The 21,192-nt window shown below is 41.8% G+C and carries 26 protein-coding genes; 6 read left to right on the top strand and 20 right to left on the bottom strand.

The genetic code is table 11. The annotated features are described in order from the left end of the window. Nucleotides 1-49: 49 nt before the first annotated feature. The 3 genes from rpsI to PQO01_RS13395 all read right to left on the bottom strand — a co-directional run bounded on the left by rpsI (nt 50) and on the right by PQO01_RS13395 (nt 1,378). Nucleotides 50-442: a 30S ribosomal protein S9 gene (gene rpsI / locus PQO01_RS13405; protein ID WP_274314581.1), complete on the bottom strand. Its 393-nt coding sequence runs from the start codon at nt 440-442 to the stop codon at nt 50-52. 12 nt (nt 443-454) lie between these two features. Continuing rightward, on the bottom strand, nt 455-880 hold the full coding sequence (rplM, locus tag PQO01_RS13400) for a 50S ribosomal protein L13 (protein ID WP_274314579.1): 426 nt from the start codon (nt 878-880) through the stop codon (nt 455-457). Nucleotides 881-1,033: 153 nt separating this feature from the next. Further along, entirely contained in the window at nt 1,034-1,378 is a 345-nt protein-coding gene (locus PQO01_RS13395) for a HopJ type III effector protein (protein WP_274314577.1), read from the bottom strand. 175 nt (nt 1,379-1,553) lie between these two features. On the opposite strand from PQO01_RS13395, the gene PQO01_RS13390 reads away from it, so the two are divergent. Further along, entirely contained in the window at nt 1,554-1,976 is a 423-nt protein-coding gene (locus tag PQO01_RS13390; protein WP_274314575.1) for a hypothetical protein, read from the top strand. A 34-nt stretch (nt 1,977-2,010) separates the two neighbouring features. Here PQO01_RS13390 and PQO01_RS13385 read toward each other — a convergent pair whose 3' ends face one another. From PQO01_RS13385 to PQO01_RS13355, 7 genes are read right to left on the bottom strand one after another with little or no spacing between them, the layout of a single operon-like run. After that, the gene (locus PQO01_RS13385) at nt 2,011-2,853 is read right to left on the bottom strand and encodes a glutamate--tRNA ligase family protein (RefSeq protein ID WP_274314574.1); all 843 of its coding nucleotides are present in this window, start codon (nt 2,851-2,853) and stop codon (nt 2,011-2,013) included. Nucleotides 2,854-2,856: 3 nt separating this feature from the next. Then, complete coding sequence (locus PQO01_RS13380; protein ID WP_274314573.1) at nt 2,857-3,384, bottom strand: gamma carbonic anhydrase family protein; 528 nt, start codon at nt 3,382-3,384, stop codon at nt 2,857-2,859. After that, nucleotides 3,377-4,000 carry a guanylate kinase gene (gene gmk, locus PQO01_RS13375; protein WP_274314572.1) on the bottom strand — a complete coding sequence of 208 codons (624 nt, stop codon included), beginning with the start codon at nt 3,998-4,000 and terminating at the stop codon, nt 3,377-3,379. The genes PQO01_RS13380 and gmk overlap by 8 nt, the downstream gene beginning before the upstream one ends. After that, nucleotides 3,997-5,157, bottom strand: coding sequence for a 1-deoxy-D-xylulose-5-phosphate reductoisomerase (gene dxr / locus PQO01_RS13370; RefSeq protein ID WP_274314571.1), 1,161 nt, complete (start codon nt 5,155-5,157; stop codon nt 3,997-3,999). Before dxr ends, gmk begins: the two co-directional genes overlap by 4 nt. Nucleotides 5,158-5,160: 3 nt before the next feature. Further along, nucleotides 5,161-6,051, bottom strand: a complete 891-nt coding sequence (locus PQO01_RS13365; RefSeq protein WP_274314570.1) for a phosphatidate cytidylyltransferase — start codon at nt 6,049-6,051, stop codon at nt 5,161-5,163. Then, the gene (gene uppS / locus PQO01_RS13360) at nt 6,051-6,743 is read right to left on the bottom strand and encodes a polyprenyl diphosphate synthase (protein WP_274314569.1); all 693 of its coding nucleotides are present in this window, start codon (nt 6,741-6,743) and stop codon (nt 6,051-6,053) included. Before uppS ends, PQO01_RS13365 begins: the two co-directional genes overlap by 1 nt. A 12-nt stretch (nt 6,744-6,755) precedes the next feature. Next, nucleotides 6,756-8,036 carry an adenylosuccinate synthase gene (locus PQO01_RS13355; protein ID WP_274314567.1) on the bottom strand — a complete coding sequence of 427 codons (1,281 nt, stop codon included), beginning with the start codon at nt 8,034-8,036 and terminating at the stop codon, nt 6,756-6,758. Nucleotides 8,037-8,305: 269 nt separating this feature from the next. Between PQO01_RS13355 and PQO01_RS13350 the strand changes: the two genes are divergently transcribed. Genes PQO01_RS13350 through PQO01_RS13335 form a run of 4 tightly spaced genes read left to right on the top strand, consistent with a single transcriptional unit; the run spans nt 8,306 to nt 11,002 of the window. Continuing rightward, the gene (locus PQO01_RS13350; protein ID WP_274314566.1) at nt 8,306-8,656 is read left to right on the top strand and encodes a response regulator; all 351 of its coding nucleotides are present in this window, start codon (nt 8,306-8,308) and stop codon (nt 8,654-8,656) included. A 4-nt stretch (nt 8,657-8,660) separates the two neighbouring features. Then, the gene (locus PQO01_RS13345; protein WP_274314564.1) at nt 8,661-9,785 is read left to right on the top strand and encodes a M20/M25/M40 family metallo-hydrolase; all 1,125 of its coding nucleotides are present in this window, start codon (nt 8,661-8,663) and stop codon (nt 9,783-9,785) included. Continuing rightward, nucleotides 9,782-10,159, top strand: coding sequence for a hypothetical protein (locus PQO01_RS13340; protein ID WP_274314563.1), 378 nt, complete (start codon nt 9,782-9,784; stop codon nt 10,157-10,159). The genes PQO01_RS13345 and PQO01_RS13340 overlap by 4 nt, the downstream gene beginning before the upstream one ends. 45 nt (nt 10,160-10,204) lie before the next feature. After that, nucleotides 10,205-11,002 (top strand): peptidylprolyl isomerase, encoded by a 798-nt coding sequence (locus PQO01_RS13335; protein WP_274314562.1) that lies wholly within the window; start codon nt 10,205-10,207, stop codon nt 11,000-11,002. A 93-nt stretch (nt 11,003-11,095) separates the two neighbouring features. On the opposite strand, the gene PQO01_RS13330 is transcribed toward PQO01_RS13335, so the two are convergent. The 9 genes from PQO01_RS13330 to PQO01_RS13290 form a co-directional block, all read right to left on the bottom strand. Continuing rightward, the gene (locus PQO01_RS13330) at nt 11,096-12,568 is read right to left on the bottom strand and encodes an amidohydrolase family protein (RefSeq protein ID WP_274314561.1); all 1,473 of its coding nucleotides are present in this window, start codon (nt 12,566-12,568) and stop codon (nt 11,096-11,098) included. A 119-nt stretch (nt 12,569-12,687) separates the two neighbouring features. Continuing rightward, nucleotides 12,688-13,014: a HesB/IscA family protein gene (locus PQO01_RS13325; RefSeq protein ID WP_274314560.1), complete on the bottom strand. Its 327-nt coding sequence runs from the start codon at nt 13,012-13,014 to the stop codon at nt 12,688-12,690. Further along, nucleotides 13,011-13,580, bottom strand: a complete 570-nt coding sequence (locus PQO01_RS13320; protein ID WP_274314559.1) for a NifU family protein — start codon at nt 13,578-13,580, stop codon at nt 13,011-13,013. Before PQO01_RS13320 ends, PQO01_RS13325 begins: the two co-directional genes overlap by 4 nt. Before the next feature lie 4 nt (nt 13,581-13,584). Then, a complete protein-coding gene (gene sufU / locus PQO01_RS13315) occupies nt 13,585-14,016 on the bottom strand; it encodes a Fe-S cluster assembly sulfur transfer protein SufU (RefSeq protein WP_274314558.1) in 432 nt (143 codons plus the stop codon). After that, nucleotides 14,013-15,230 (bottom strand): cysteine desulfurase, encoded by a 1,218-nt coding sequence (locus PQO01_RS13310; RefSeq protein WP_274314557.1) that lies wholly within the window; start codon nt 15,228-15,230, stop codon nt 14,013-14,015. The genes sufU and PQO01_RS13310 overlap by 4 nt, the downstream gene beginning before the upstream one ends. Continuing rightward, complete coding sequence (gene sufD, locus PQO01_RS13305) at nt 15,224-16,528, bottom strand: Fe-S cluster assembly protein SufD (RefSeq protein ID WP_274314556.1); 1,305 nt, start codon at nt 16,526-16,528, stop codon at nt 15,224-15,226. The genes PQO01_RS13310 and sufD overlap by 7 nt, the downstream gene beginning before the upstream one ends. A 6-nt stretch (nt 16,529-16,534) precedes the next feature. Continuing rightward, nucleotides 16,535-17,287, bottom strand: coding sequence for a Fe-S cluster assembly ATPase SufC (gene sufC, locus PQO01_RS13300; protein ID WP_274314555.1), 753 nt, complete (start codon nt 17,285-17,287; stop codon nt 16,535-16,537). A 21-nt stretch (nt 17,288-17,308) separates the two neighbouring features. Beyond that, entirely contained in the window at nt 17,309-18,748 is a 1,440-nt protein-coding gene (gene sufB / locus PQO01_RS13295; protein WP_274314554.1) for a Fe-S cluster assembly protein SufB, read from the bottom strand. Then, nucleotides 18,741-19,184, bottom strand: a complete 444-nt coding sequence (locus PQO01_RS13290; protein ID WP_274314553.1) for an RrF2 family transcriptional regulator — start codon at nt 19,182-19,184, stop codon at nt 18,741-18,743. Before PQO01_RS13290 ends, sufB begins: the two co-directional genes overlap by 8 nt. A gap of 227 nt (nt 19,185-19,411) precedes the next feature. Between PQO01_RS13290 and PQO01_RS13285 the strand changes: the two genes are divergently transcribed. Continuing rightward, on the top strand, nt 19,412-19,690 hold the full coding sequence (locus tag PQO01_RS13285) for a hypothetical protein (RefSeq protein WP_274314552.1): 279 nt from the start codon (nt 19,412-19,414) through the stop codon (nt 19,688-19,690). Nucleotides 19,691-19,911: 221 nt separating this feature from the next. Here the strand turns inward: PQO01_RS13285 and PQO01_RS13280 are convergent, their stop codons facing one another. Next, entirely contained in the window at nt 19,912-20,865 is a 954-nt protein-coding gene (locus tag PQO01_RS13280; protein WP_274314550.1) for a transposase, read from the bottom strand. Between the last annotated feature and the right edge of the window lie 327 nt (nt 20,866-21,192).

Below are 21,192 nucleotides of genomic sequence, written 5' to 3'. Positions count from 1 at the left end.
AAAGAGCCCCAAAGCGAAAGCTCGGGGCTCCATGAAGGATGAACTTCGCTTAACGCTTAGAGAACTGGAAGCGTTTACGTGCGCCAGGCTGACCTGGTTTCTGACGTTCTTTAACACGAGCATTACGAGTCAAGAGACCGCTTTGCTTGAGTACTGAACGTGAATCTTCATCATAGGCAAGAATTGCACGAGCAATACCGTGGCGTAATGCACCGGCTTGACCTACTTTACCACCACCATTAACGTTGATAAGGAGGTCGAATTGACCTTCTGTACCCGTTACTTGGATAGGCTGAGATAAGTAGTTGCGCAATTGTTCTTGCGGGAAATAATCTTCGAGCTTTTTCTTATTTACAGTGATAACGCCACTGCCTTTTGTGAGCTTAACACGAGCCACAGCACTTTTACGACGTCCTGTGCCCCAAATTTCTTCTTTAGACATATCTAGACTCTCTTAGTTTGCTTTAACGGGCTTTTGAGCCTCGTGTGGGTGTTCTGCTCCAGTGTATACGTGAAGCTTCTTGAAAAGACTACGACCTAAACGACCGTCGTCCAACATGCCTTTAACAGCCCAAAGAACTAAACGAGTAGCATCTTTTGCTCTTACTTCTTCTGGAGTCGTAACAGTTTGACCACCAACCCAGCCAGTGTGGCCGATGTAAGTTTTTTCTGTTTCTTTTCTACCAGTAAGTTTTACTTTGTCTGCGTTGATAACGATAACGTTAGCACCACAATCCATGTGAGGTGTATATGTAGGCTGATCTTTGCCGCGTAATGCGTCAGCGATTCTAACAGCCAGTCTACCAAGCACTTGCTCTTCGGCATCAAACACAAGCCATTTGCGCTCAAATTCTGAGGCTTTTGGAAGGTAAGTTTTCATTGTATCTTGTATCCAGTTGTTTTTTAATTATTTATAGCGTAATTCAGCGAGGCTAAAAAACGGGAACACAACCATAATTTGATTCCCCTGCTTGTCAACTCTTCTTGCTCAATTAAGCTCTTTTATTTTAGAGTCCAATAAAATCAGTATTTTTTACTTGGGACTTAAAGCTTGTCCGGCATACTTAATACCTTCCCAACCCGATTTCATGAATTGGCGGATATTGGGGTGATCTTCACCATCGGGATAAGTCAAAACGTCTGCGCGGTAATAAATACCAAAGAGAGCCAAAGTTTCATCTTTACTTAAGTCGTGCATTTGAGCGAAAGCAAAAACTTTGCACGAACCATTATTTTCACCAGAACAATTAACTAATTCACCGTTTTCGAATGTGGTCTCAGTAAAATCATAGTTACCTTCAATAACTTTCATCGTTTCTGCGAACTCAATTTTTTTTGGACGACTTTTAACTTTGTCTAAAAACCCTTCAAGTTTCATCTTAGTTCCTTAATATTCATTTTACTCAGCTTCACTAGCTGTGATTTAACAGATTTTTCATAATACTTAGGCTTTCATTTTAAACAACTTAAATGATCACTTTTTTCGCTTGTATAAAGAAAGCTCAATTTTATAATGGTTGAATATTATAATTTATTGACAAGAGAAGCTGAAAATGAGCCCAGAAGAATACATAAAAAACGAATGTGATAAATTCTTAAGCCTTTGCAAAGAAATTAACTACGACGCAGAGTGGAATTTCATCCTAGAAGAAATTTGCCAACTCGACGATGCACGCGACCAAGCCATCAAAGAAAAATGGCCCGAAGGCACCCCTCCCGAGCTAGAAAACAGTATCGCTATTCAATGGGGAGCAGTCTTTAGTCGTATGCTCGCCAATTCATACATATCCAAATGGAGTGTCGACCCACAGACAAAAACGCCGACCGTCACCATCAAATGCGGACAAGTTGCGACTCAAGTTCAAGCTATGCTCTTAGGAGCTCAAGCCTTTAATGGCGGGACTCTATTTGCGGATCTCGCAAATGAACTCGTCGCTCACCTTAGCACCCAAGGCGCTGAAGAAGTTTCGAACTAATTGGGGTTTGGATGTTGAATGCTGGAACTAGCAATTAGTCGAGGACTTTGCCGAGGCCGCAATCTTTTAACATCTGCCTCCAATCGCGCCCCTCAGAAAAAATACTTTTTAGTGATCGCGAACCTCGAGTCTTCGCGAGTTTCTCCCCTTCTCCATCTTTGAGAATGGGGCAATGACCAAATTGGGGTTCATCCCAGCCGAAGCTGCGATAGATCAACAATTGCCGTGCGGTTGATAGGAGCAAATCCTCACCGCGCACCACCTCGCTAATTTTCATGTCGTGATCATCGACAACGACTGAAAGTTCATAACTCGCCATGCCATCGCGTCGCCAAACGATAAAATCGCCGAAGTCTATACCTGCCTCAAATGTAATTTCTTTTTGCAACTCTTGATCATAAAAGCTGAGCTTTAAACCATCGGGAACGCGAAAGCGCCAATTGATTGACCAAGGATCTTCAGGTATTTGATCACATGAATCACGTAGTTCTTTTGGAAATAGCGCCTCACCATGAGCTAGATCAAAACCATGCTCACGTAATTGACGACGAGAAACTGGGCAGGGGTAAACCAAGTTTAAATCACGTAGCTTTAGAATTATTTCTTTATATCTTGCTGTTTTTTCACTCTGAACATAAGGTCCAAAATCACCACCAAGATCGGGCCCCTCCTCCCAAGTGATGCCCAAAGCTTTCAGGGCCTCGATTGAAGAATCAACGAATTCTTGCTTACATCGTAAACGATCAACATCTTCTATACGTAAAATTAGTGTTCCGTTTTTCTCACGAATACTTTGCTGAACTCGCAAAAAACTAGCCGCATGCCCCAGGTGCAATTCCCCTGATGGCGTTGGTGCTAATCTTCCCCGTGCTTTCATCTCTTAGAGATAAGTATTTTTAAAGCGAATATAATTTTCTGCTGACTTTTCTAGCCATTGCAATTCAGCCTCATTGAGAGGACGCGCTTTCTTCGCTGGTGATCCTAAATAAAGATATCCAGATTCTAGCTGAGCATTTTGTGTAACTAGCGCACCTGCCCCTACCATTACGCGCTCTTCTAAGACCGCACCATCCATGATAATCGCACCCATACCGATAAAACAGAAATCCCCCACATGACAACCATGCAAAGTCACACGATGCCCCACAGTGACATTATCACCTATGATCAATGGATAACCATTTGGATTGGCTTCATTTTTATGAGTTACATGCAAAACTGAAGCATCTTGAATATTTGTTCCAGTCCCAATGCGAATCGAGTTCACATCCCCGCGAATCACGGTCGTGGGCCAAATGCTCGCATCATCACCAATGACAACATCACCAATAATAACTGCAGTCTCATCGACTAAAACATCTTTGCCGATTTGGGGTACAATCCCCTGATATTCACGAATACTAGACATAAGGCCAACCCTGTTCTAAATCAACGCGAGAGACCTTAACTTTCTCCGCATCAATCACTGCTCGCAACTCGGCAGCCGCCTGCTCGGGCTTATGATTTATAAGCATGTAATCATATTCTGACCAAGCCTCTAATTCGCCCTTAGCATTAGCCAATCGTTTATTTAAAGATTCTTCATCCTCCGTACCACGGCCACGTAAGCGGCTCTCTAAATCCTTGTAGGATGGCGGAGCAAAAAAGACAAAAACACTTGCTGAATCTAAATCCGCATCATTTTCACAAGCTTTGCGAATGAGGCGCTGGCCCTGAACATCAATATCAATCAAAACTGATTTTCCTTGCTGAACTTGATCCAAAACCGCTGATTTCAAAGTTCCGTAATAATTCCCGTGCACTTCAGCATATTCTAAAAGATCACCCTCCGCAATGCGTTTCTCAAATTCTTTTCGACTGAGGAAGTGGTAATCCACTCCATCTTGCTCTCCAGCTCGAGGCTGACGCGTCGTACAACTAACGGAGAAACTCAAATTCTGATCTTCTTTGAGTAAGATATGGCACACCGTAGACTTGCCTGCGCCACTAGGGCCCGACATAATAATAGCTACACCCTGACTCATTTATATTCTCCTGAGGCAATACATTCTTCTGCTTCTTTTCGTACGCGAGCATCTGCGTCTAAAATTTCTTTTAAATCCGAACCTGGGTATTCATCTGCCTTATCGAGAAACTTTTCAATTAAAGACCAGATAGCCGAAAAGCGGATGCGTTCATTTAAAAATGCATGTACGGCGACTTCATTCACTGCGTTGAGTATAGCTGGTGCCGCTCCTCCCATATTCATAGCTCTATGCGCAAAACGCAAAGAAGGGAAACGTGCGTGATCTGGCCCTTCGAAAGTTAAACTCATGGCCTTGGTAAAATCCATTGGTTTTAAACTACTGGAAAAACGTTCGGGATAAGTCATCGCAAACTGAATGGGAAAAACCATATCGTTTTCACTCATTTGCGCTAAAATTGTATTATCAGTAAACTCCACCATTGAATGCACAATAGATTGCGGATGAATAACCACGTCAACTTGATCAGGCTCTAAGTCAAATAACCAACGTGCCTCAATAACTTCCAGGGCCTTGTTCATCAAACTCGCTGAGTCAATAGAAATCTTTCTTCCCATCTCCCAAGTTGGATGTTTTAAGGCATCGTCGACTCCCACTGTACAAAAGCCCTCTTCTCTTCGGAGGAAGGGCCCACCACTACAAGTTAAAATGACACGACGAACTTCATTGAGCTTTTTACCATCTAAACACTGATAAATCGCACTGTGTTCACTATCGACAGGGAGGATATTCGAACCACTCTGATGAGCAGCCTCCATGATAACTTCTCCTGCTGCCACTAAAATCTCTTTACTTGCCAAAGCAATTGTCTTACCCAATTTCACAGCTTCATAGACTGGAAGCAGAGCACTCGTCCCAACAATCCCACAAAGTACTAAGTCCACTTCTGGCAAGGTACACATTTTTATAAGTGCCTGTTCACCGTGAAGAGTTTCAGAATTGTTTACCGCTTTACTAAAGTTTTCGTAATCCGATTCATTTGATACGGAAGCATAGGGAACATTAAACTCATTTGCGATATCCGCAGTCTCCTGCCAACGACTACCACCTGCAATACCGACAATCTCAAATTGTTCGGGCAAATGACGCACCACCTTTAGCGTACTCTGACCTATCGAGCCCGTAACACCAAGGATTACAATTTTTTTCTTTGCCATTTTTTAAAGTACCGCTACCTGAAGATAGAGGTAATATAGGGGAGCAACTAAAATTAGACTATCCAAAACATCCAGAACTCCACCCATTCCTGGGATTGTATTGCCAGAATCTTTGACATTCGCTGTTCTTTTGAAAATTGATTCACAGACATCGCCAATAAAACCTAGGCTTGCGGCAATGATACCCATACCCACTGCCACATAAGGGGTAATCACATCTTTACCGTGAAACATCAAGTGCTCAGAAAGCTGCTTTTCTAAAACTAACGCGACGACAACAGAGAGCACCATACCGCCAATAAAGCCTTCCCAACTCTTGCCAGGACTTAGACGCGGTGCGATTTTATGGTTTTTACCACCACTTAGCTTATGAGTTGTCATACCAGTACAATAGGCACCAATATCAGAACATTTAGTGACAAGCACCATATAGACAAGTAAGTAGCGACCACTCATGCCGATTCCTTCGCCAAAATAAATGCGTAGCAAAAAGCTCAAGCTCCAAACGATGTAAAAGAAACCCGCTAAAGAAATTAACTGACGTTTAAGCCCCTCTTTTAAATCCTCTTCTTGCATGGCCCGAACAAAACCACTGATGACCACAAAACTCATGAGCAATTCGATGATCACACCCTGAAAATGCTCTCCGCCTTTACCCAAAATTGCTGGGACACTAATCCCCAAAACTAACAAGGCGGCTGCGGACATACCTGGTCGCTTATAGCCAGGAATACCAATCTTGTCGGTCATATCAAAAAATTCTCGCATTCCACCTAAAAGCATAATCATTGCTAAAAGCGTGAATACTACTGCGCCGGCCACTCCCTGCAATACGAGTGAGCTCGTCACTAAGGCAATGAGTACAATTCCAGAAATAAGTCTATATTTAAACATTAACGACCACCAAATCGACGCTGTCTTCCATTAAAATCTTCCAATGCCTTATCTAAGAGTTCGGGACCAAAGTCGGGCCAAAATTCAGGCATACACACAAATTCACTATAGGAGATCTGCCACAAAAGAAAATTACTTATGCGCATTTCACCACTTGTTCTAATTAAAAGTTCGGGGTCGGGCATTCCAGCTGAGTCTAAATAAGATTCGAAAACTTCCTCAGTTAGCTCATCAGATTTCACACCTGCATCCATCATGCGACGGCAGCTTCTAACCAATTCGTCACGACCACCATAATTGAGTGCCAAATTGAAAACTATCTGATCATTATCTTTGGTCGTCTCGCGCAGATGCTCGAGCTTCCGACATACCTGCTCCGGTAGTGCTTGCACATCGCCCACAGTTGACAGTTTAATACCTTTCTCCATAAAGTCCGGCAAGTACTTAGTCAGAGCTTCACCCAAAAGCATCATCAAGGCCGAGACCTCTTCTTCTGAACGCTTCCAGTTTTCTGTACTAAAAGTGTAAAGGGTTAAATACTTAACCCCTTTTTTCAGACAAGCATCAACAGTTCTGAGAACTGCAGACACGCCTTCTGTATGCCCCTGTACACGATCAAGGCCGCGTTCCGCGGCCCATCGTCCATTGCCATCCATAATGATGGCAATGTGCTTGGGTACGCTTATTTCCATACCCAAGTTAAATTAATCTTGGCGAACTTTAAATGTTTCCGCACGGTCAGGGCCGACAGAAACAATCTTCACAGGTGCACCCACGAGTTCTTCAACACGCTTGAGGTAGCGCTGTGCGTTCACAGGAAGATCAGACCACTCACGGCAGTGGTTAGTAGGCTCTTGCCAACCTGCTAGTGTTTCGTACACTGGCTTCACATTATCGAGGTCTTCGATATCTGCAGGAACTTCTTTGATTGTTTTACCATCGAGTTCATAAGCTGTACAAATTTTGATTTCTTCGAAAGTATCGAGGACATCCATTTTTGTCACTGTAAGCTCAGTGATACCATTAGTCATAACCGCATAACTAGTTGCTACTGCATCTAACCAACCTGCACGACGTGGACGACCAGTCGTTGCACCAAATTCATGACCAATACGCTGAATATCTTCACCAGTCTTATCGAAGAGCTCTGTAGGGAATGGACCTGAACCAACACGAGTTGTGTAAGCTTTCAAAACACCGATCACTCGTTGAATATGCATGGGAGCAATACCAACACCACTACAAGCTCCGCCTACACCAGTGTTTGAGCTTGTTACGAAGGGGTAAGTTCCGTGGTCAATATCGAGCCATACGCCCTGAGCACCTTCAAGAAGAACGTTGCGATTTTCGCGAACCGCTTTGTTTAAAGATACTGCTGTATCTTTAACGAAAGGAGCTAAACGAGCCGCTGCTGCTGAAGCTTCTTTAAGTTCTGCTTCTACATCTAAAGCTGGAGCGCCATTAGCTACTAAGATCTTATTAGCTGCTTCACAGTTTTGACGGAAAAGACGAGCAAACTTCTCTGGCTTAAGCATATCTGAACCACGAAGGCCAATACGATTTACTTTGTCAGCATATGCTGGGCCAATACCACGCTTAGTTGTACCAATGAGGTCATCGCCCAAAGCGCCTTCTCTCATCGCATCAATTGCACAGTGGTAAGAGAACACCAAATGAACGCGTGAACTGATCTCAAAACGATCGGAAATATCAATACCTTGATCAAGTAAGCCATCGAACTCCACCAATAATTGTACTGGGTTCATAACAACACCATTGCCAATTACGCAAGTAGTACGCTCACTATGAATACCTGAAGGAATCAAGTGGAGAACATATTTCTTACCACCAACAATTACGGTATGTCCTGCATTATTACCACCTTGGTAACGAGCTACCACATCGGCATCTCCTGCTAGCACATCAATTATTTTACCTTTGCCTTCGTCACCCCATTGGGCTCCGATTAATACTGAAACTGGCATTTAATTTTCCTAGTTAATTATCTTAAAAATATTACAAACTCGCAAACATACATCGCTTATTCAAGACTGACAAACCAATAATTTTTCTTAGATCGACTTTTCTCAAACACAGCTCAAACACAGCTAAAAAGACAAACAAAACTGTACATTTTACGATTCTTCATCTTTAAATAAAAACTTTACTGAAAAAAGCTCTTGAGCCCATGTTTAAACTCATTTACTTATGCGCATCATGGAACTATCTTATAAACAACTTTAAGGAGATTAGCTTGCCTCGGATTTTATTAGTTGATGACGAACCCACTGTTCTAAAACTCACAAAAATGATTTTAGAAAGACAAAATTTCGAAATCACCGCCTTCGACTCTCCCATCACAGCACTGGAGTCCATTGACCCCAATGACTTTGACCTCATCATCTCCGATTTAGTCATGCCGAAAATGAATGGTATTGAATTCCTCAAAGAAATTCGCCTACAAGTCCCCAAGAGCAAGGCTATCATTATCTCCGCCTCAACCAACATGGCTCAACTCGAAGAAGACTCAAATGAGAACACCTTCTTCTTGAGTAAACCCTTTAAATTCGACGATCTTGTTGAACTCATAAACTCTATATTATAATTTCATGCACAACGCCACTAAGCTTCTACGAGAACTCGTAGCTATCCCCTCTGTTAATTCTTTTGGTCAACAAACCAGCGACCCCATCTATAGTGAAGCCAGCCTAGTCGATTTCTTATGCGACAAATTAGGCAAGCTTGGTTTTTCTATAAAAATCTACAATCAAAACCCCCTGCATCCTTCCTTTGTCGCCTATCTCGACTTAGGCAAAGAAGAAACAGTTGCCTTCGACGCTCACCTCGACACTGTATCACACCTAGAAATGAGCATAGATCCTTTTGATCCAAAAATAAACAATGATCAACTTTATGGTCGAGGTTCATGCGACACTAAATCCAATATGGCAATCTATGTCAGTGCCGTTGAAGACCTGCTTAAATGCAAAAGCCAAATCACCAAAAACATTCTCATTATTGGCTGTAGTGATGAAGAATTTTCTTTTGGCGGAATTGCGGAAGTCGCAAAGGAAGGCATCAGCGCAGACTTCGCCATCATCGGTGAACCGACCGAGCTTCAAGCGCTCCACGCCCACAAAGGTGTCCTACGTTTCAACATCTCCACTGAGGGTTTAGCCTGCCATTCATCAACCCCTGAACTGGGTCGCAATGCGATCTACGACATCTCAAGAATTTCATTACTCCTTGAGCAATATCATCAAAAAATCCAAGCTAAGAAACACCCCATCTTGGGATCTCCGAGCCTAAGCGTCGGCCTCATTAAGGGTGGAACAACGGTCAACACCGTGCCCCCCTCCGCATCAATCGAAATTGATCGCCGACTCATCCCAGGGGAAAACCCCGATGAGATTATCCAAGAAATCCAAACTTTAGTTTCTACTATTCCTGGTGCCAAACTCTCCACCCCTCACGTTTGCTCAAAAGGCTTTCACATAGAACAAAACAGTTCCGTTGCCGACAAACTGGGCCATGCATGCTCATGTCACAATCATCAACTGCTATTCACTCACGCCGCCTTTGGAACACACGCTCCCTTCTATAGCGAGAGCTCAATACCTTCACTCGTCTTTGGCCCTGGCTCCATTAACAAAGCTCATTCTAAAGACGAATTCGTTCCCCTTGGAGAATTAGAAAAAGCTTACGACATCATTAAAACGATTCTCACGAAATGAACCAAGACGAATTTATTACAAGAGCAAAAGCGATCCTCGAGCAGGCGGGTACGGAATTCGATTGCTACCACGAAGCCACGCTCACAGGAGCTGCTAATCAAGAGCTCTATGCTCAACTCTATTACGCAAAAGATGATCGTTACATGGCCTTCACCTACACACCGGAGATCGCCCCGTGTCAAGATGTTTTGAAACTGGGAGAACTCTGCATCCGTGAGAAGGTGATTGATATGTACCCAAAAGACAAAGGTCTATCTTATGTGAAGGCCAAAGCCTACATCGGCATCAAAACTGCCAATGGCTTGCGCGCCTTATTATCACCTGAGCCCATTTCTTCTTGCACAAAACAATTGAATCTTCTCAAAAACCAATAATTTTATAACAACTTTTTATATAACAAAAAAACAAAAGCGAGTCTTATGAAAAAACTAAGTATCCTCATTACGCTATTTCTCAGCATCAATCTTTTTGCGGAGTCTGCAAACCCAATTGTCGAAGTCAAGACGAGCATGGGTGATTTCGAAATTGAACTCTTCCCTAAAGCCGCGCCAGAAACTGTAAAGAACTTCATCGAATTAGCCGAAGGAAAAAAAGAATTCAAGGATCCTGCTAGCGGAGAGATGGTCACTCGCCCTTATTACGATGGACTCATTTTTCACCGTGTCATCAAAGGTTTTATGATTCAGGGTGGCTGCCCCTTAGGCAATGGTACGGGAAGTCCCGGCTATAAATTCAAGGATGAGATTAATGCCGACAAACTTGGCCTCGATAAGGAACTCGCTTTCCCTAAAGGTCAGCCTAACCAAAAACTTGGCCCCCAACGCGCCATGCAAGGAGCCATCATGCCTGTCTACGCAAAACTAGGCATCAATTCTAAAGAGACCTTCGAAGCAAAACAAACTGAGTTCATGGCCATCATTGAAAAAATGAGCCTCAAAGAAGCTTACTCAAACATGGGCTACAAATACGACGACAAACTCGAAAGTATCAAAGCCACTAAAGGTTGCTTAGCTATGGCGAACTCAGGCCCTAACACAAACGGCTCACAATTTTTCATCAACTTAGGCGACACTCCCCACCTTGATGGTAAACATACTGTATTTGGTAAAGTTATTAATGGTGAAGCCATTATTGAGCAAATTGGTTCCACAAAAGTTGGTCAAGGAAGTAAACCAGAAAGCGAAATCAAAATTATTTCCATTCGTGTGAAGAAATAGATTTCACTCACTCCACTCTCGATGCCTGCTAACGCAGGCATTTTTTTTGTAAGGATCTTAAAACGCAGTCCAGGCTAGTAAAAATACTTTTGATTACTTTTGCAGCTTATCAGAAAACAGCGCCATATCACGCTCAAAGTCTTTAAACTTAAGCTCAACGCGTTTTTGTAGCAGCTGCTTATCCTCTTCATTTAAAAAGGCATACTTCACACTATTGAAGACGTAGGTTTTAATTTTTTTATAAGACGGCTTATAGCGACTCGTTAACAAGAGATACTCATTACAGAGGTTATTTCTAGACACCCCTGAGTCATCCGTTGAGATCACCATCGGCACATCGTAAGCATCATAAATTAAATAGGGATGTTCTTGGTCTTTCACCCCTAAAATAAACTCATTGCTTGTCAGGTTAATCTCGACTACTGACTTATTTTTTATTTTCTCCAAGGTCGCCAATGAATCTTCCTCATAGGGGATATCTACACCATGGCCAATACGCTGAGCCCCGGCAATATCTATGGCTTCCTTGATGTGGAATTTTAAGTTCTTAGGTCTGACCATGCCACAAGTGAGTTCACCTGCATGCAGGGCTCGTTTAACATCGGGGTATTTCGATTTCAAATAATTATACATTTGCATATGCAAAGTATAATCCTGCAATGCTACATTATTATTTTCTGGCGCTACAATGTTCACGCCTACTAAATTGCGATTGTTTTCACAGGCAATATAAGCAGCTAATAGTTCACAAAAAACCTGAAGGGGATCGTTGACTCGAACTGCGTAAGTTTGGTAGCGCATCATGAAGTCTTCATCATCGATTCCGCGATGGTTTTTTTCAAGATTATTGGTAAAGCCATCTATCACGGCTAAGAAATCAATATTTTTCAAAAGCTTATTTTCCACTTCCACAAAAATGGCATTCGCAGCTTCCTGAGTTTTTGCGGAACGCAAGGAAGCAATCAAGGCCTCAATTTCTAAATTCGAATAATAATTTTTTGAGCTCACCCCAACATTGCTGATCATCGTCTCGATGTAAGAAACATTTTCTTTTATGGCTCTCTCTTTTAGAATCGCCAAACCCAATGCATGATTTAAGGGCGAGATCTCTTTAAAGTATGAAAAGCTGTAGAAAAAATTACTATCTGGGGGCACTTGCTCATGGCAGTGGTTATCATAATCTTTATTGGACCAAAGCGTGAGTAACTTGCGATACAAAATATCATTCTTACGCAAGTCGGGAATCGTCAAAACCGAATCATTACTTTGAGTGACTTCATTAGGCCAGATCTTCAATGTTTTAACATCAATGCCCCATTGCTTTTCCTCCAACCACTCAAGATAGGTTTCTACATAGATACTTCCTGAGTAATGGTGATGTAAATCACCGCCCTTGGGCATTTGCGTAAGAAATAAATTAAGCTTGGCTATCTCAGGCTTTTCACCTTTGAAAAAACTAGTATAGAGTGCTGCGGTTTTCTGTTCATTACTGGAAGGCTCTAAGGCCACTAAGCAAAAAGACCAAAGCATCGTTAAAATGCAGTAGCCATATATTTTTTTATTCATCTGAAGTTCCCAAAAGATTAAAATTGACATCAATCAAGATGAACAATCTTAAGGTTTTTTACAAAGGATTTGTGTTAAAAGCCAATGAAATCAGGCATTTAAAAACCCTCTATCAAAAGCTAAATAGAGAATGATTCCCCACAACCACATGTATTAGAGGCATTAGGATTCACAAATATAAAACCTTTACCCTCTAAACTATCATCGTAATCCAACACAATACCTTTGAGATAAACGGCTGACTTGGGATCTAAAAGAACTTCAAAGCCCTCGAAATTCAAAATATTATCGCGTTCCTTCTGCTCATCAAAAGTAATTGAATAAGACAAACCAGAACAACCACCGCCTTTTACACCTAAGCGCAAACCTTTGCCAGCTTCTTCTTTCTTAATTAACTCTAAAACATGCTCTTTTGCTTTCTCAGTCAGTTCGATCAAATCTTTCATAGTTCTTCTCCTATAACTGCTACTTCGATATCGGGATCAAATTCCGCTTTTAAAGTCGATTTAATGGCCATCAAAGTCCCTGTTGTTGAGCTCGCACAACTATTGCATGCGCCCTCGTACATAACTCTTAAGATTTTTGATTCAAGATCATAGCCCAAAACCATTAGGTCACCGCCATCTCCTTGTAAACTTGGACGAACGGTGCGATCTAAAATATCTTCAATCTGACGGACTTCTGGACTTAGTTTGGCACGGCGCTCATCTTCGTCTTCACCTACTTGGAACTCGGGATCATGCTTATCTATGCCATCCTGCAACAAAGCAATCACAGCATCTTCCAACTCTTCCCAGTACATATCTCCGTTTTGAGTCACAGTGATCACATTTTCAAAAAAGTGCACCTGTGCAATGCACTCAATGGCAAATAAACTCGCGGCCAAATCATTGTTGTGGCAATCTTCTTTTTTGGAGTAAGAAACACGCCCCTTAGTAATCACATCTACATTGAGAATAAACTTAACCGCATTGGGGTTAGGCGTAGGCTGTGTAAAATATTTTAAATCCATTTTATTATTCCGTCGAAATAGTATTATCTACAGCCTTTAGGGCTGCGTTAAAAGTTTGCCAAGACAAAACTGCACACTTAACTCGCGAAGGGAATTGGCTAATTCCTGCGAAAGCCGCAATCTCACCTTGAGGATCCTGTTTTTCTCCAGAAGCCATTTTCATAAATTCGTCAAATTGAGCCATAGCTTCATCAAGGCTCTTACCTATTAAAGCAGTGGTCATTATCGAAGCTGATGCCTGTGACACGGCACAGCCCTTGCCTGTGAATTGAATCGCTTTAACAAGATCATCCTCTACCTGCATATACACCTTAACTTCATCACCACAAAGGGGGTTAAAGCCCTCTGCATGGTGACTACAGTCTTCAATCACACCATAATTGCGAGGGTCGCGATTGTGTTTTAAGACGGTCTGCTGATAGAGTTGGTTCTTCACGCAAAGATCTCCTGAACTTTTTCAAGTGCCTTTGCTAATTGATCCACTTCTTCCTTAGTGTTATAAATCGCGAAGGATGCCCTCGCTGTCGCCACAATACCAAATGATTCCATAAGTGGCTGCGCACAGTGATGCCCCGTTCTAATAGCCACGCCTGAACGATCGACAATAGTACCGATATCGTGGGGGTGAATATCTTTCATTGTGAAAGAAACGGCTCCCGATTTATTTTTTGCGGTTCCAATAATTTTTAAACCAGGGATTTTCTCAAGCTTTTCGTGAGCATAAGCAATCAACTCTTCTTCGCGGGCTTCGACTTCTTGCCAATTAAAACTTTGCAAATAATCAACAGCCGCACCCAAGCCAATAACTCCGGCAATATTTGGAGTACCAGCTTCAAATTTATAAGGCGCCACATTATAAACTGTCTTATCAAAACTAACGGAGAGTATCATATCGCCACCGCCATTGACAGGAGGCATTTTTTCTAAATACTCTGCCTTACCGTAAAGAACGCCAACACCCGTGGGGCCGTACATTTTATGAGCTGAAAAAACCATGAAAGTACAGTTGAGTTTTTGAACATCTACGGGCATATGAGCAATAGCTTGAGCCGCATCCACTAGTACAGGAACACCCAATTCATTCGCCTTATCGCAAATTTCCTGCATGGGATTAATCGTACCAAGGACGTTGGAAACATACATGATGGAGATAAACTTAGTCTTTTCACTGATCAAATTGTAAAAACTCTCCATATCCAAAGAGCCATCTTCGAGAACGGGAACAACTTTAATCACAATGCCTTTTTCCTCGCGCAACATCTGCCAAGGCACAATATTGGAATGATGCTCCATGGCACTAATAATCACTTCATCACCAGCATTGAGTTCACTGCGACCATAGCTCTGCACGACTAAATTAATACCTGCAGTTGTACCACTGGTAAAGACGATATTATCCGTACTTTCAGCATTAATAAGTTTTTGAACTTTTTCACGGCTAGCTTCATAGGCTTCTGTAGCGCGTTCACTTAACCAGTGAATACCACGGTGAATATTGGAACACTCTTCTTTATAATGCTTTTCGATTTCACCTACCACCTGATTTGGTTTTAGGGTTGTCGCACCATTATCGAGATAAGCCAAAGTCTTTTTGTGAACTTGCCTTTCTAAAATCGGAAAATCCGCGCGAATTTTTTCGATATCTAGCATGTAAGAATATCCTCGCCATCGAAATAATTATCAAAAATCACATCGAGTTTTGGCTTTAAAATTGCTGGAGCTTTATCAATGATTTCGTGCATAAAACCCTTGATAAGCATCTGAATCGCTTCCTCACGAGAGATACAACGAGTCTGCAAGTAAAACAACTCGGCATCACTCAATTGTCCAATAGCAGCACCATGAGCGGCTTTTACATCATCTGCATAAACATCGAGTTCTGGCTTGGCATCCACTCGTGCTTTCCTACTTAAAAGTAGGTTGCGACTCATTTGTGATGCGTTTGTGAGCTGAGCGTCACGAGCGATATTGACGATACCATTAAAAACGCCACGTGAATTATCATCCAAAACGCCTTTATAAAGTTGGTTCGATTCACACTCAGGTACATTGTGGCGAATAATTCCACGATTGTCGGCGTGCATTTCACCTTTGGTGGTGAACAATCCGAGTAAGTCCGTCTCCGCATGCTTACCATTGAGTTCCACATCCATGAAATGACGACTTAAAGCTGCACCGGAAGAAAAGACCGATGAATTGAACTTAGCATCAGCACCTACACGAGCTCTTAAAGCTGAGACATTAACTGAACTTTCGCTCTCATCTTGTAAGCGGCTGTAAGTCAAAACTGAGCGTTCTTGCAGAACGATATCAGTCATCACATTATTAATGTGCTTAACTTCGCCTTCTTGATTGACACAACTCTCGATGACTGTCGCAAGTGCACCGTCTTCTAAGTAAATGAGGTGACGAGAAAAATTGACGGCGCTTTGCTCTGCACTACTGAAATTTAAAATATGAATCGGAGTTTCACTGTATGCGCCTTTAGCAACCTTTATAAAGGCACCATCGCGAAATGAGCTTTTGTTGAGAGTCTCAAAAACATCTTCTTGCTCGTCGACTTCATACTCGAGTATATTTTGAACATCGTGGGCTAAGTCATTCTTTAAAGCCTGCGATACGGGCAAAACAGAAAAGCCTCTTGGAAGTTCAGACGGAATTAGTGAGAGCTCTTCAGAAAAAGCACCATTAATAAATACGAGTTCAATACTACCTTCAAGTCGATGAGCTTTTAACTGATCTTCATTGACTTGAGTATTACTAGCGCTTTGATAAGTGAGCTCAAGAACGCCACGCAAAGGCGTGTACTTCCAACGCTCATTAGCACGACCAGGAAACTCTAATTCAGATACTTTCACAGCATGGCTTTTGCGAAACTCGCTAAGCCAAGTTCCCGATTCTGAATTGATCAGCTCTTGGTTAAGAAATTCTTTGGGTAACTGGGTCATAATCGCCTACTTGACCAACCAGTCATAACCTTTTTCTTCAACTTCTAAAGCGAGCTCAGGTCCACCAGTTTTCACAATTCTACCTTCTGCCAAAACGTGAACATAGTCAGGCTTAACATAATCGAGTAAACGTTGGTAATGAGTCACTAAAATTGTTGAACTATTCTTGCTACGTAGCGTATTAATTCCTTCCGCAACGATTTTCATGGAGTCAACATCAAGTCCAGAATCCGTTTCATCGAGAAGCTTTAAACGAGGATTCAAAATAGCCATCTGCAAAATCTCGTTACGCTTTTTCTCGCCACCAGAGAAATCTACATTCACTGGGCGATCAAGAAAACCACGCTTAATTTTGAGATTATCCATCTTTTCACGGACATAATCGACAAATTTTTCGTCTTCCATTTCTGCAACGCCCTGGTGACGGCAAATTGCATTGAAAGAAGCTTTCAAGAAAGCAAAGTTAGATACGCCGGGAACTTCTACGGGGTACTGAAAACTAAGGAATACACCCTCGCGAGCAATATCCTCTGGCTCCATGTCAGTTAGGTCTTTCTCTTTGAAGTTAACTTCGTAGCTAATGCTACCGTCAGTCACTTCATAATCTGGGTGACCAGCAATGATTTTTGACAAAGTACTTTTACCCGCGCCATTTGGGCCCATGATAGCATGAACTTCACCTTCTTTCACTTCAAAATCAAGGCCTTTTAAGATGGCTTTGTCAGCTACTTTGGCATGTAAGTTTTTAATTTTTAACATTCGAATTATCCTTTTTTAAATCTATCCAATTGAGTTTTCAAGTTTCATTTCTAGCAGCTTCACTGCTTCAACCGAGAACTCTAATGGGAGCTCTTTGAAAACTTCTTTACAAAAACCATTTACGAGTAAGTGAATTGCCTCTTCCATATCAATACCACGAGAGAGCAAGTAAAAAATTTGGTCAGCACTAATTTTCGATGTCGAAGCCTCATGCTCCAAGACCGCTGTATTATTCTGCACTTCCAAATAGGGGAACGTACTCGCACTACATTTATCACCAACTAACATTGAGTCACACTGTGAGTAATTTCTTGCGCCCTCAGCACCTGGCATGATTTTCACTAAGCCCCGGTAACAATTGCGTGAATCATCAGCAGAAATACCTTTCGAAATAATCGTCGACTTAGTGTTCTTACCAATGTGAATCATTTTAGTACCGGTGTCGGCCTGCATCTTATTATTTGTAAGAGCCACAGAATAAAACTCGCCAGTGGAATTATCACCCTTGAGGATCACTGAAGGGTACTTCCAAGTAATTGCCGAACCAGCTTCAACCTGCGTCCAAGAAATAAAAGAATTGTCTCCCTTACAAATACCGCGCTTGGTTACAAAGTTATAAATACCACCCACACCATTCTCATCACCTGCATACCAGTTTTGCACTGTTGAGTACTTCACCGTTGCATTTTCTTCGGCGACAATCTCGACCACCGCAGCGTGCAATTGATTTTCATCGCGTTGAGGAGCCGTACATCCCTCTAGGTAATTGACGTAACTACCCTCTTCTGCAATAATCAGAGTTCTCTCAAACTGCCCAGTCTCGGCTGCATTGATACGGAAATAAGTCGATAGGTCCATGGGACATGTCACACCCTTGGGGATGTAGCAAAAACTACCATCGGTGAAAACAGCTGAATTGAGTGCTGCATAAAAATTATCTCCCACGGGAACAACTGAAGCCATATGTTTTTTCACGAGCTCGGGGTGATCTTTTATCGCTTCGGATATAGAACAAAAGATAACGCCATGTTCAGCCAAAGTTTCTTGGTGAGTAGTTCCCACTGAAACTGAGTCAAAAACTGCATCCACTGCCACACCCGTCAAGCGCTTTTGCTCTGACAAAGGAATACCAAGTTTTTCAAAGGTCTTCAATAATTCGGGGTCAACCTCATCCAAGCTTTCATGCTTTTCAGCTTGCTTAGGAGCCGAATAATAAACGATATCCTGAAAATCAATTTCGGGATAATCTAAATCTGCCCACACGGGCTCAAGCATTTTTTTCCAACGAGCAAAGGCTTTCAAGCGAAAATCAAGCATCCATTCTGGTTCTTCTTTTCTTGCAGAAATGATCCTAACCACGTCTTCATTTAAGCCTTTGGGTATTGAATCAACTTCAATATCAGTAACAAAACCGAATTTTTCTTGACTCAAAGCACTCGTAAAAACTTCATTTTCACTCATGACATAATTCCTTGATTTGGGGCTGAGTTTCACGACCTTGTAGAAGTTCCAAGACCGTCATGTCAGCGAAAAATTTTCTTAATAGCTCATTGAGCCTAGTAATGGGATCCACTATGTTACAGGAAGAGATCATATCGCATTTACATGCATCAATGACGCAATTTGCCAAAGAAATATCTCCCGAAATCGATTCAATTAAGTCTAAGAGTTTGAGTTCACTTAGGTCTTCTTGAATTAAGTAGCCACCATGAGCTCCTTTAATCGACTTTAAAATTCCTGCAGAAGCCATTTTTTGCATAGCTCGTGAAGTCACGTCAAAGGGCGCACCATACAGTTCGCATATTTCTTTCACGGTACTCATCTCGCCTTCATTCACATTTTGCATGTGCTGAAGAGCAATAATTGCATATTCCACTTTTTTGTTCAATTTAAACATAGAAAATCCATTTATATTTATGCCCGCATATCTATCACTAAAATTTGCACTGTCAATACAAATACGTTTTTTTTACCCGTATTTAAAATAAGCTCAAGTCAGAGCACTTTTCAAGCACCCATTATAAATACGGGAATAATTGTCTTATTTATATCAAACTCGTCATAAAAAAATTAAAATACACGCACCTTAATCCCTCCATCAAAACACAAAGACAATCATTTGCCTTGATCGCTAAAGACTCTATCTTAAACTCACCACACGGAGGGCATAAAGCGTCCATATATCTACCCTTCCAACCTCCGTATGATCTTCGCCCCCTCCTCCACCTAGGTAAATTTAAAAAACATGGCACTTCGGCTGGACCGGCATGTACAAAGACCCATTCACAGGTCTTTACCACACTCACTACAGGGATTACGAAAATCAAAGGACAGGCCTTAGAAGAAAATCAAAGGACAGGCCTTAGAAAGAAAATCAAAGGACAGGCCTTAGAAAAGGGCTGATCGAAAAGAGTCTCAAATGGGGGTTCTTTTTCTGTGTTTAGGGGGTCAAATCTGATGCAAATTTCCGATTTTTTCTTTTAGTCGCTGATGGATCAAAAAATCAGACTGAGTTCTTAACCGAAGTCGTACAAATGCAGCTAAAAGAAAAACGACTCAATCAAGACGGTTTAAAAGTCGTCCTGATTAAGTCGAATGTATTGGGGGTAATTTGAGGGCTAAATTCAGCCCGATTTCCTTCGAGGCTTGAGGGAATAAATATCATTCCACTCAGATTCAGTATAAGGCTCATGAATTCTCTTCCATTTCATCTTAGCTGAGAACTTGGAGAGTTTCTCCCTAACGAAGGCCTCAGAGCCAATGACGAGACATTTAGTGAAGAATCGACACTTGTGAATAAAGAGATCGTCCCAGGCCAACTCCTCAGATAAATTCACTTCCCTGAAGAATTCGGCTAAAGTTTGCGAATCAGCATTCTTATAACGACGTAAGCCAAGCATATAAGCTCTAAAAACCTCCCTAAAATGCCTTTGTTTGTCTCTAGCGTCTTCCGCCTCGATGTTACGACAAAAGAGATCAAAGAAGCCGTGATCTGAATTCCCAACTGAACCACCAGCGAGACGATCAGCATAACCACAGAAAAAGAAATTTTGGGGATCTCTGACAATTCCAGCACGAACTGGATTCAAAGAGATATAAGCCATGACCCGAAGCAGTGAATCTGACTGAGCCGAAACCTCAATCATTTCCGAGTCAAACCTTTGACCAAATAAACGTCCCCAAGATGAATGCTCTCGGTTAAACCATTGAACAAATCTTTGCTCAAAATTTCCAATCACAAAAGAAATATCGTGAATTTTCTCCCTGAAATCATCCCTCTGAGCAGAATTCATAAACTCGATTTCTTCGTTATGCTTATAAAGCCGATAACGCTGTAATAATTCTAAATCATCCATCTCAGAATTGGGTGGAATCTTAATCAAAAGATGAAAATGATTATCCATAAAGACATAATCAATTACCTGATAACTGAGCTTTGCAGAGCCCGCAAAAAGTAGCTCCTTGAGCTTATACTTTTCCTGATCCCGAAATAACATGCGACCACCAGCAATGCGATTAGTCACAAGATAATAAACTGCCTGATCCGAACAACTTTCCTTAATACGATTATGAGCCATAACTTTCTCCTTTCCAGTGTACAAAGAATATAGAACACTTCGGGACTCAAAGCAATCGAGCTGAATCATCGATAATAAACTAGAGCACGAAGAACAACTTTGTTACTCGTCGTATTCAAGATAAACTGAGTATCAGTTATAAAAGTTCACAACTGTATAGATCATCAGCAAAAAAAGAAAGAACACTGTGAAATAAACCCACTGAACCACCCATGGTCTCTCTCGATGCTCAGGGAGAAGACTTTTTTTGTGATTTATGACGTCAGACATATCCACACCAGACTTTTCGTCCTTTTTTTTAAACATAAGTTTTCAATCTCTTTTGGA

The organism is Lentisphaera marina (genome assembly GCF_028745505.1).
Classification (GTDB): domain Bacteria; phylum Verrucomicrobiota; class Lentisphaeria; order Lentisphaerales; family Lentisphaeraceae; genus Lentisphaera; species Lentisphaera marina.
Note: the sequence above shows the minus strand (reverse complement) of the source record. Positions and strands in the feature narration are given on the sequence as shown.

What these genes read in the sequence shown, in the direction of transcription:
- PQO01_RS13310 (WP_274314557.1), bottom strand. Translation starts at nt 15,230, where the DNA reads ATGCTAGATATCGAAAAAATTCGCGCGGATTTTCCGATTTTAGAAAGG.
- PQO01_RS13335 (WP_274314562.1), top strand. Translation starts at nt 10,205, where the DNA reads ATGAAAAAACTAAGTATCCTCATTACGCTATTTCTCAGCATCAATCTT.
- PQO01_RS13365 (WP_274314570.1), bottom strand. Translation starts at nt 6,051, where the DNA reads ATGTTTAAATATAGACTTATTTCTGGAATTGTACTCATTGCCTTAGTG.
- PQO01_RS13330 (WP_274314561.1), bottom strand. Translation starts at nt 12,568, where the DNA reads ATGAATAAAAAAATATATGGCTACTGCATTTTAACGATGCTTTGGTCT.
- uppS (WP_274314569.1), bottom strand. Translation starts at nt 6,743, where the DNA reads ATGGAAATAAGCGTACCCAAGCACATTGCCATCATTATGGATGGCAAT.
- rpsI (WP_274314581.1), bottom strand. Translation starts at nt 442, where the DNA reads ATGTCTAAAGAAGAAATTTGGGGCACAGGACGTCGTAAAAGTGCTGTG.
- PQO01_RS13380 (WP_274314573.1), bottom strand. Translation starts at nt 3,384, where the DNA reads ATGTCTAGTATTCGTGAATATCAGGGGATTGTACCCCAAATCGGCAAA.
- PQO01_RS13325 (WP_274314560.1), bottom strand. Translation starts at nt 13,014, where the DNA reads ATGAAAGATTTGATCGAACTGACTGAGAAAGCAAAAGAGCATGTTTTA.
- sufB (WP_274314554.1), bottom strand. Translation starts at nt 18,748, where the DNA reads ATGAGTGAAAATGAAGTTTTTACGAGTGCTTTGAGTCAAGAAAAATTC.
- PQO01_RS13355 (WP_274314567.1), bottom strand. Translation starts at nt 8,036, where the DNA reads ATGCCAGTTTCAGTATTAATCGGAGCCCAATGGGGTGACGAAGGCAAA.
- sufD (WP_274314556.1), bottom strand. Translation starts at nt 16,528, where the DNA reads ATGACCCAGTTACCCAAAGAATTTCTTAACCAAGAGCTGATCAATTCA.
- PQO01_RS13395 (WP_274314577.1), bottom strand. Translation starts at nt 1,378, where the DNA reads ATGAAACTTGAAGGGTTTTTAGACAAAGTTAAAAGTCGTCCAAAAAAA.
- PQO01_RS13340 (WP_274314563.1), top strand. Translation starts at nt 9,782, where the DNA reads ATGAACCAAGACGAATTTATTACAAGAGCAAAAGCGATCCTCGAGCAG.
- PQO01_RS13320 (WP_274314559.1), bottom strand. Translation starts at nt 13,580, where the DNA reads ATGGATTTAAAATATTTTACACAGCCTACGCCTAACCCCAATGCGGTT.
- PQO01_RS13280 (WP_274314550.1), bottom strand. Translation starts at nt 20,865, where the DNA reads ATGGCTCATAATCGTATTAAGGAAAGTTGTTCGGATCAGGCAGTTTAT.
- PQO01_RS13385 (WP_274314574.1), bottom strand. Translation starts at nt 2,853, where the DNA reads ATGAAAGCACGGGGAAGATTAGCACCAACGCCATCAGGGGAATTGCAC.
- sufC (WP_274314555.1), bottom strand. Translation starts at nt 17,287, where the DNA reads ATGTTAAAAATTAAAAACTTACATGCCAAAGTAGCTGACAAAGCCATC.
- PQO01_RS13345 (WP_274314564.1), top strand. Translation starts at nt 8,661, where the DNA reads ATGCACAACGCCACTAAGCTTCTACGAGAACTCGTAGCTATCCCCTCT.
- rplM (WP_274314579.1), bottom strand. Translation starts at nt 880, where the DNA reads ATGAAAACTTACCTTCCAAAAGCCTCAGAATTTGAGCGCAAATGGCTT.
- PQO01_RS13290 (WP_274314553.1), bottom strand. Translation starts at nt 19,184, where the DNA reads ATGTTTAAATTGAACAAAAAAGTGGAATATGCAATTATTGCTCTTCAG.
- gmk (WP_274314572.1), bottom strand. Translation starts at nt 4,000, where the DNA reads ATGAGTCAGGGTGTAGCTATTATTATGTCGGGCCCTAGTGGCGCAGGC.
- PQO01_RS13390 (WP_274314575.1), top strand. Translation starts at nt 1,554, where the DNA reads ATGAGCCCAGAAGAATACATAAAAAACGAATGTGATAAATTCTTAAGC.
- dxr (WP_274314571.1), bottom strand. Translation starts at nt 5,157, where the DNA reads ATGGCAAAGAAAAAAATTGTAATCCTTGGTGTTACGGGCTCGATAGGT.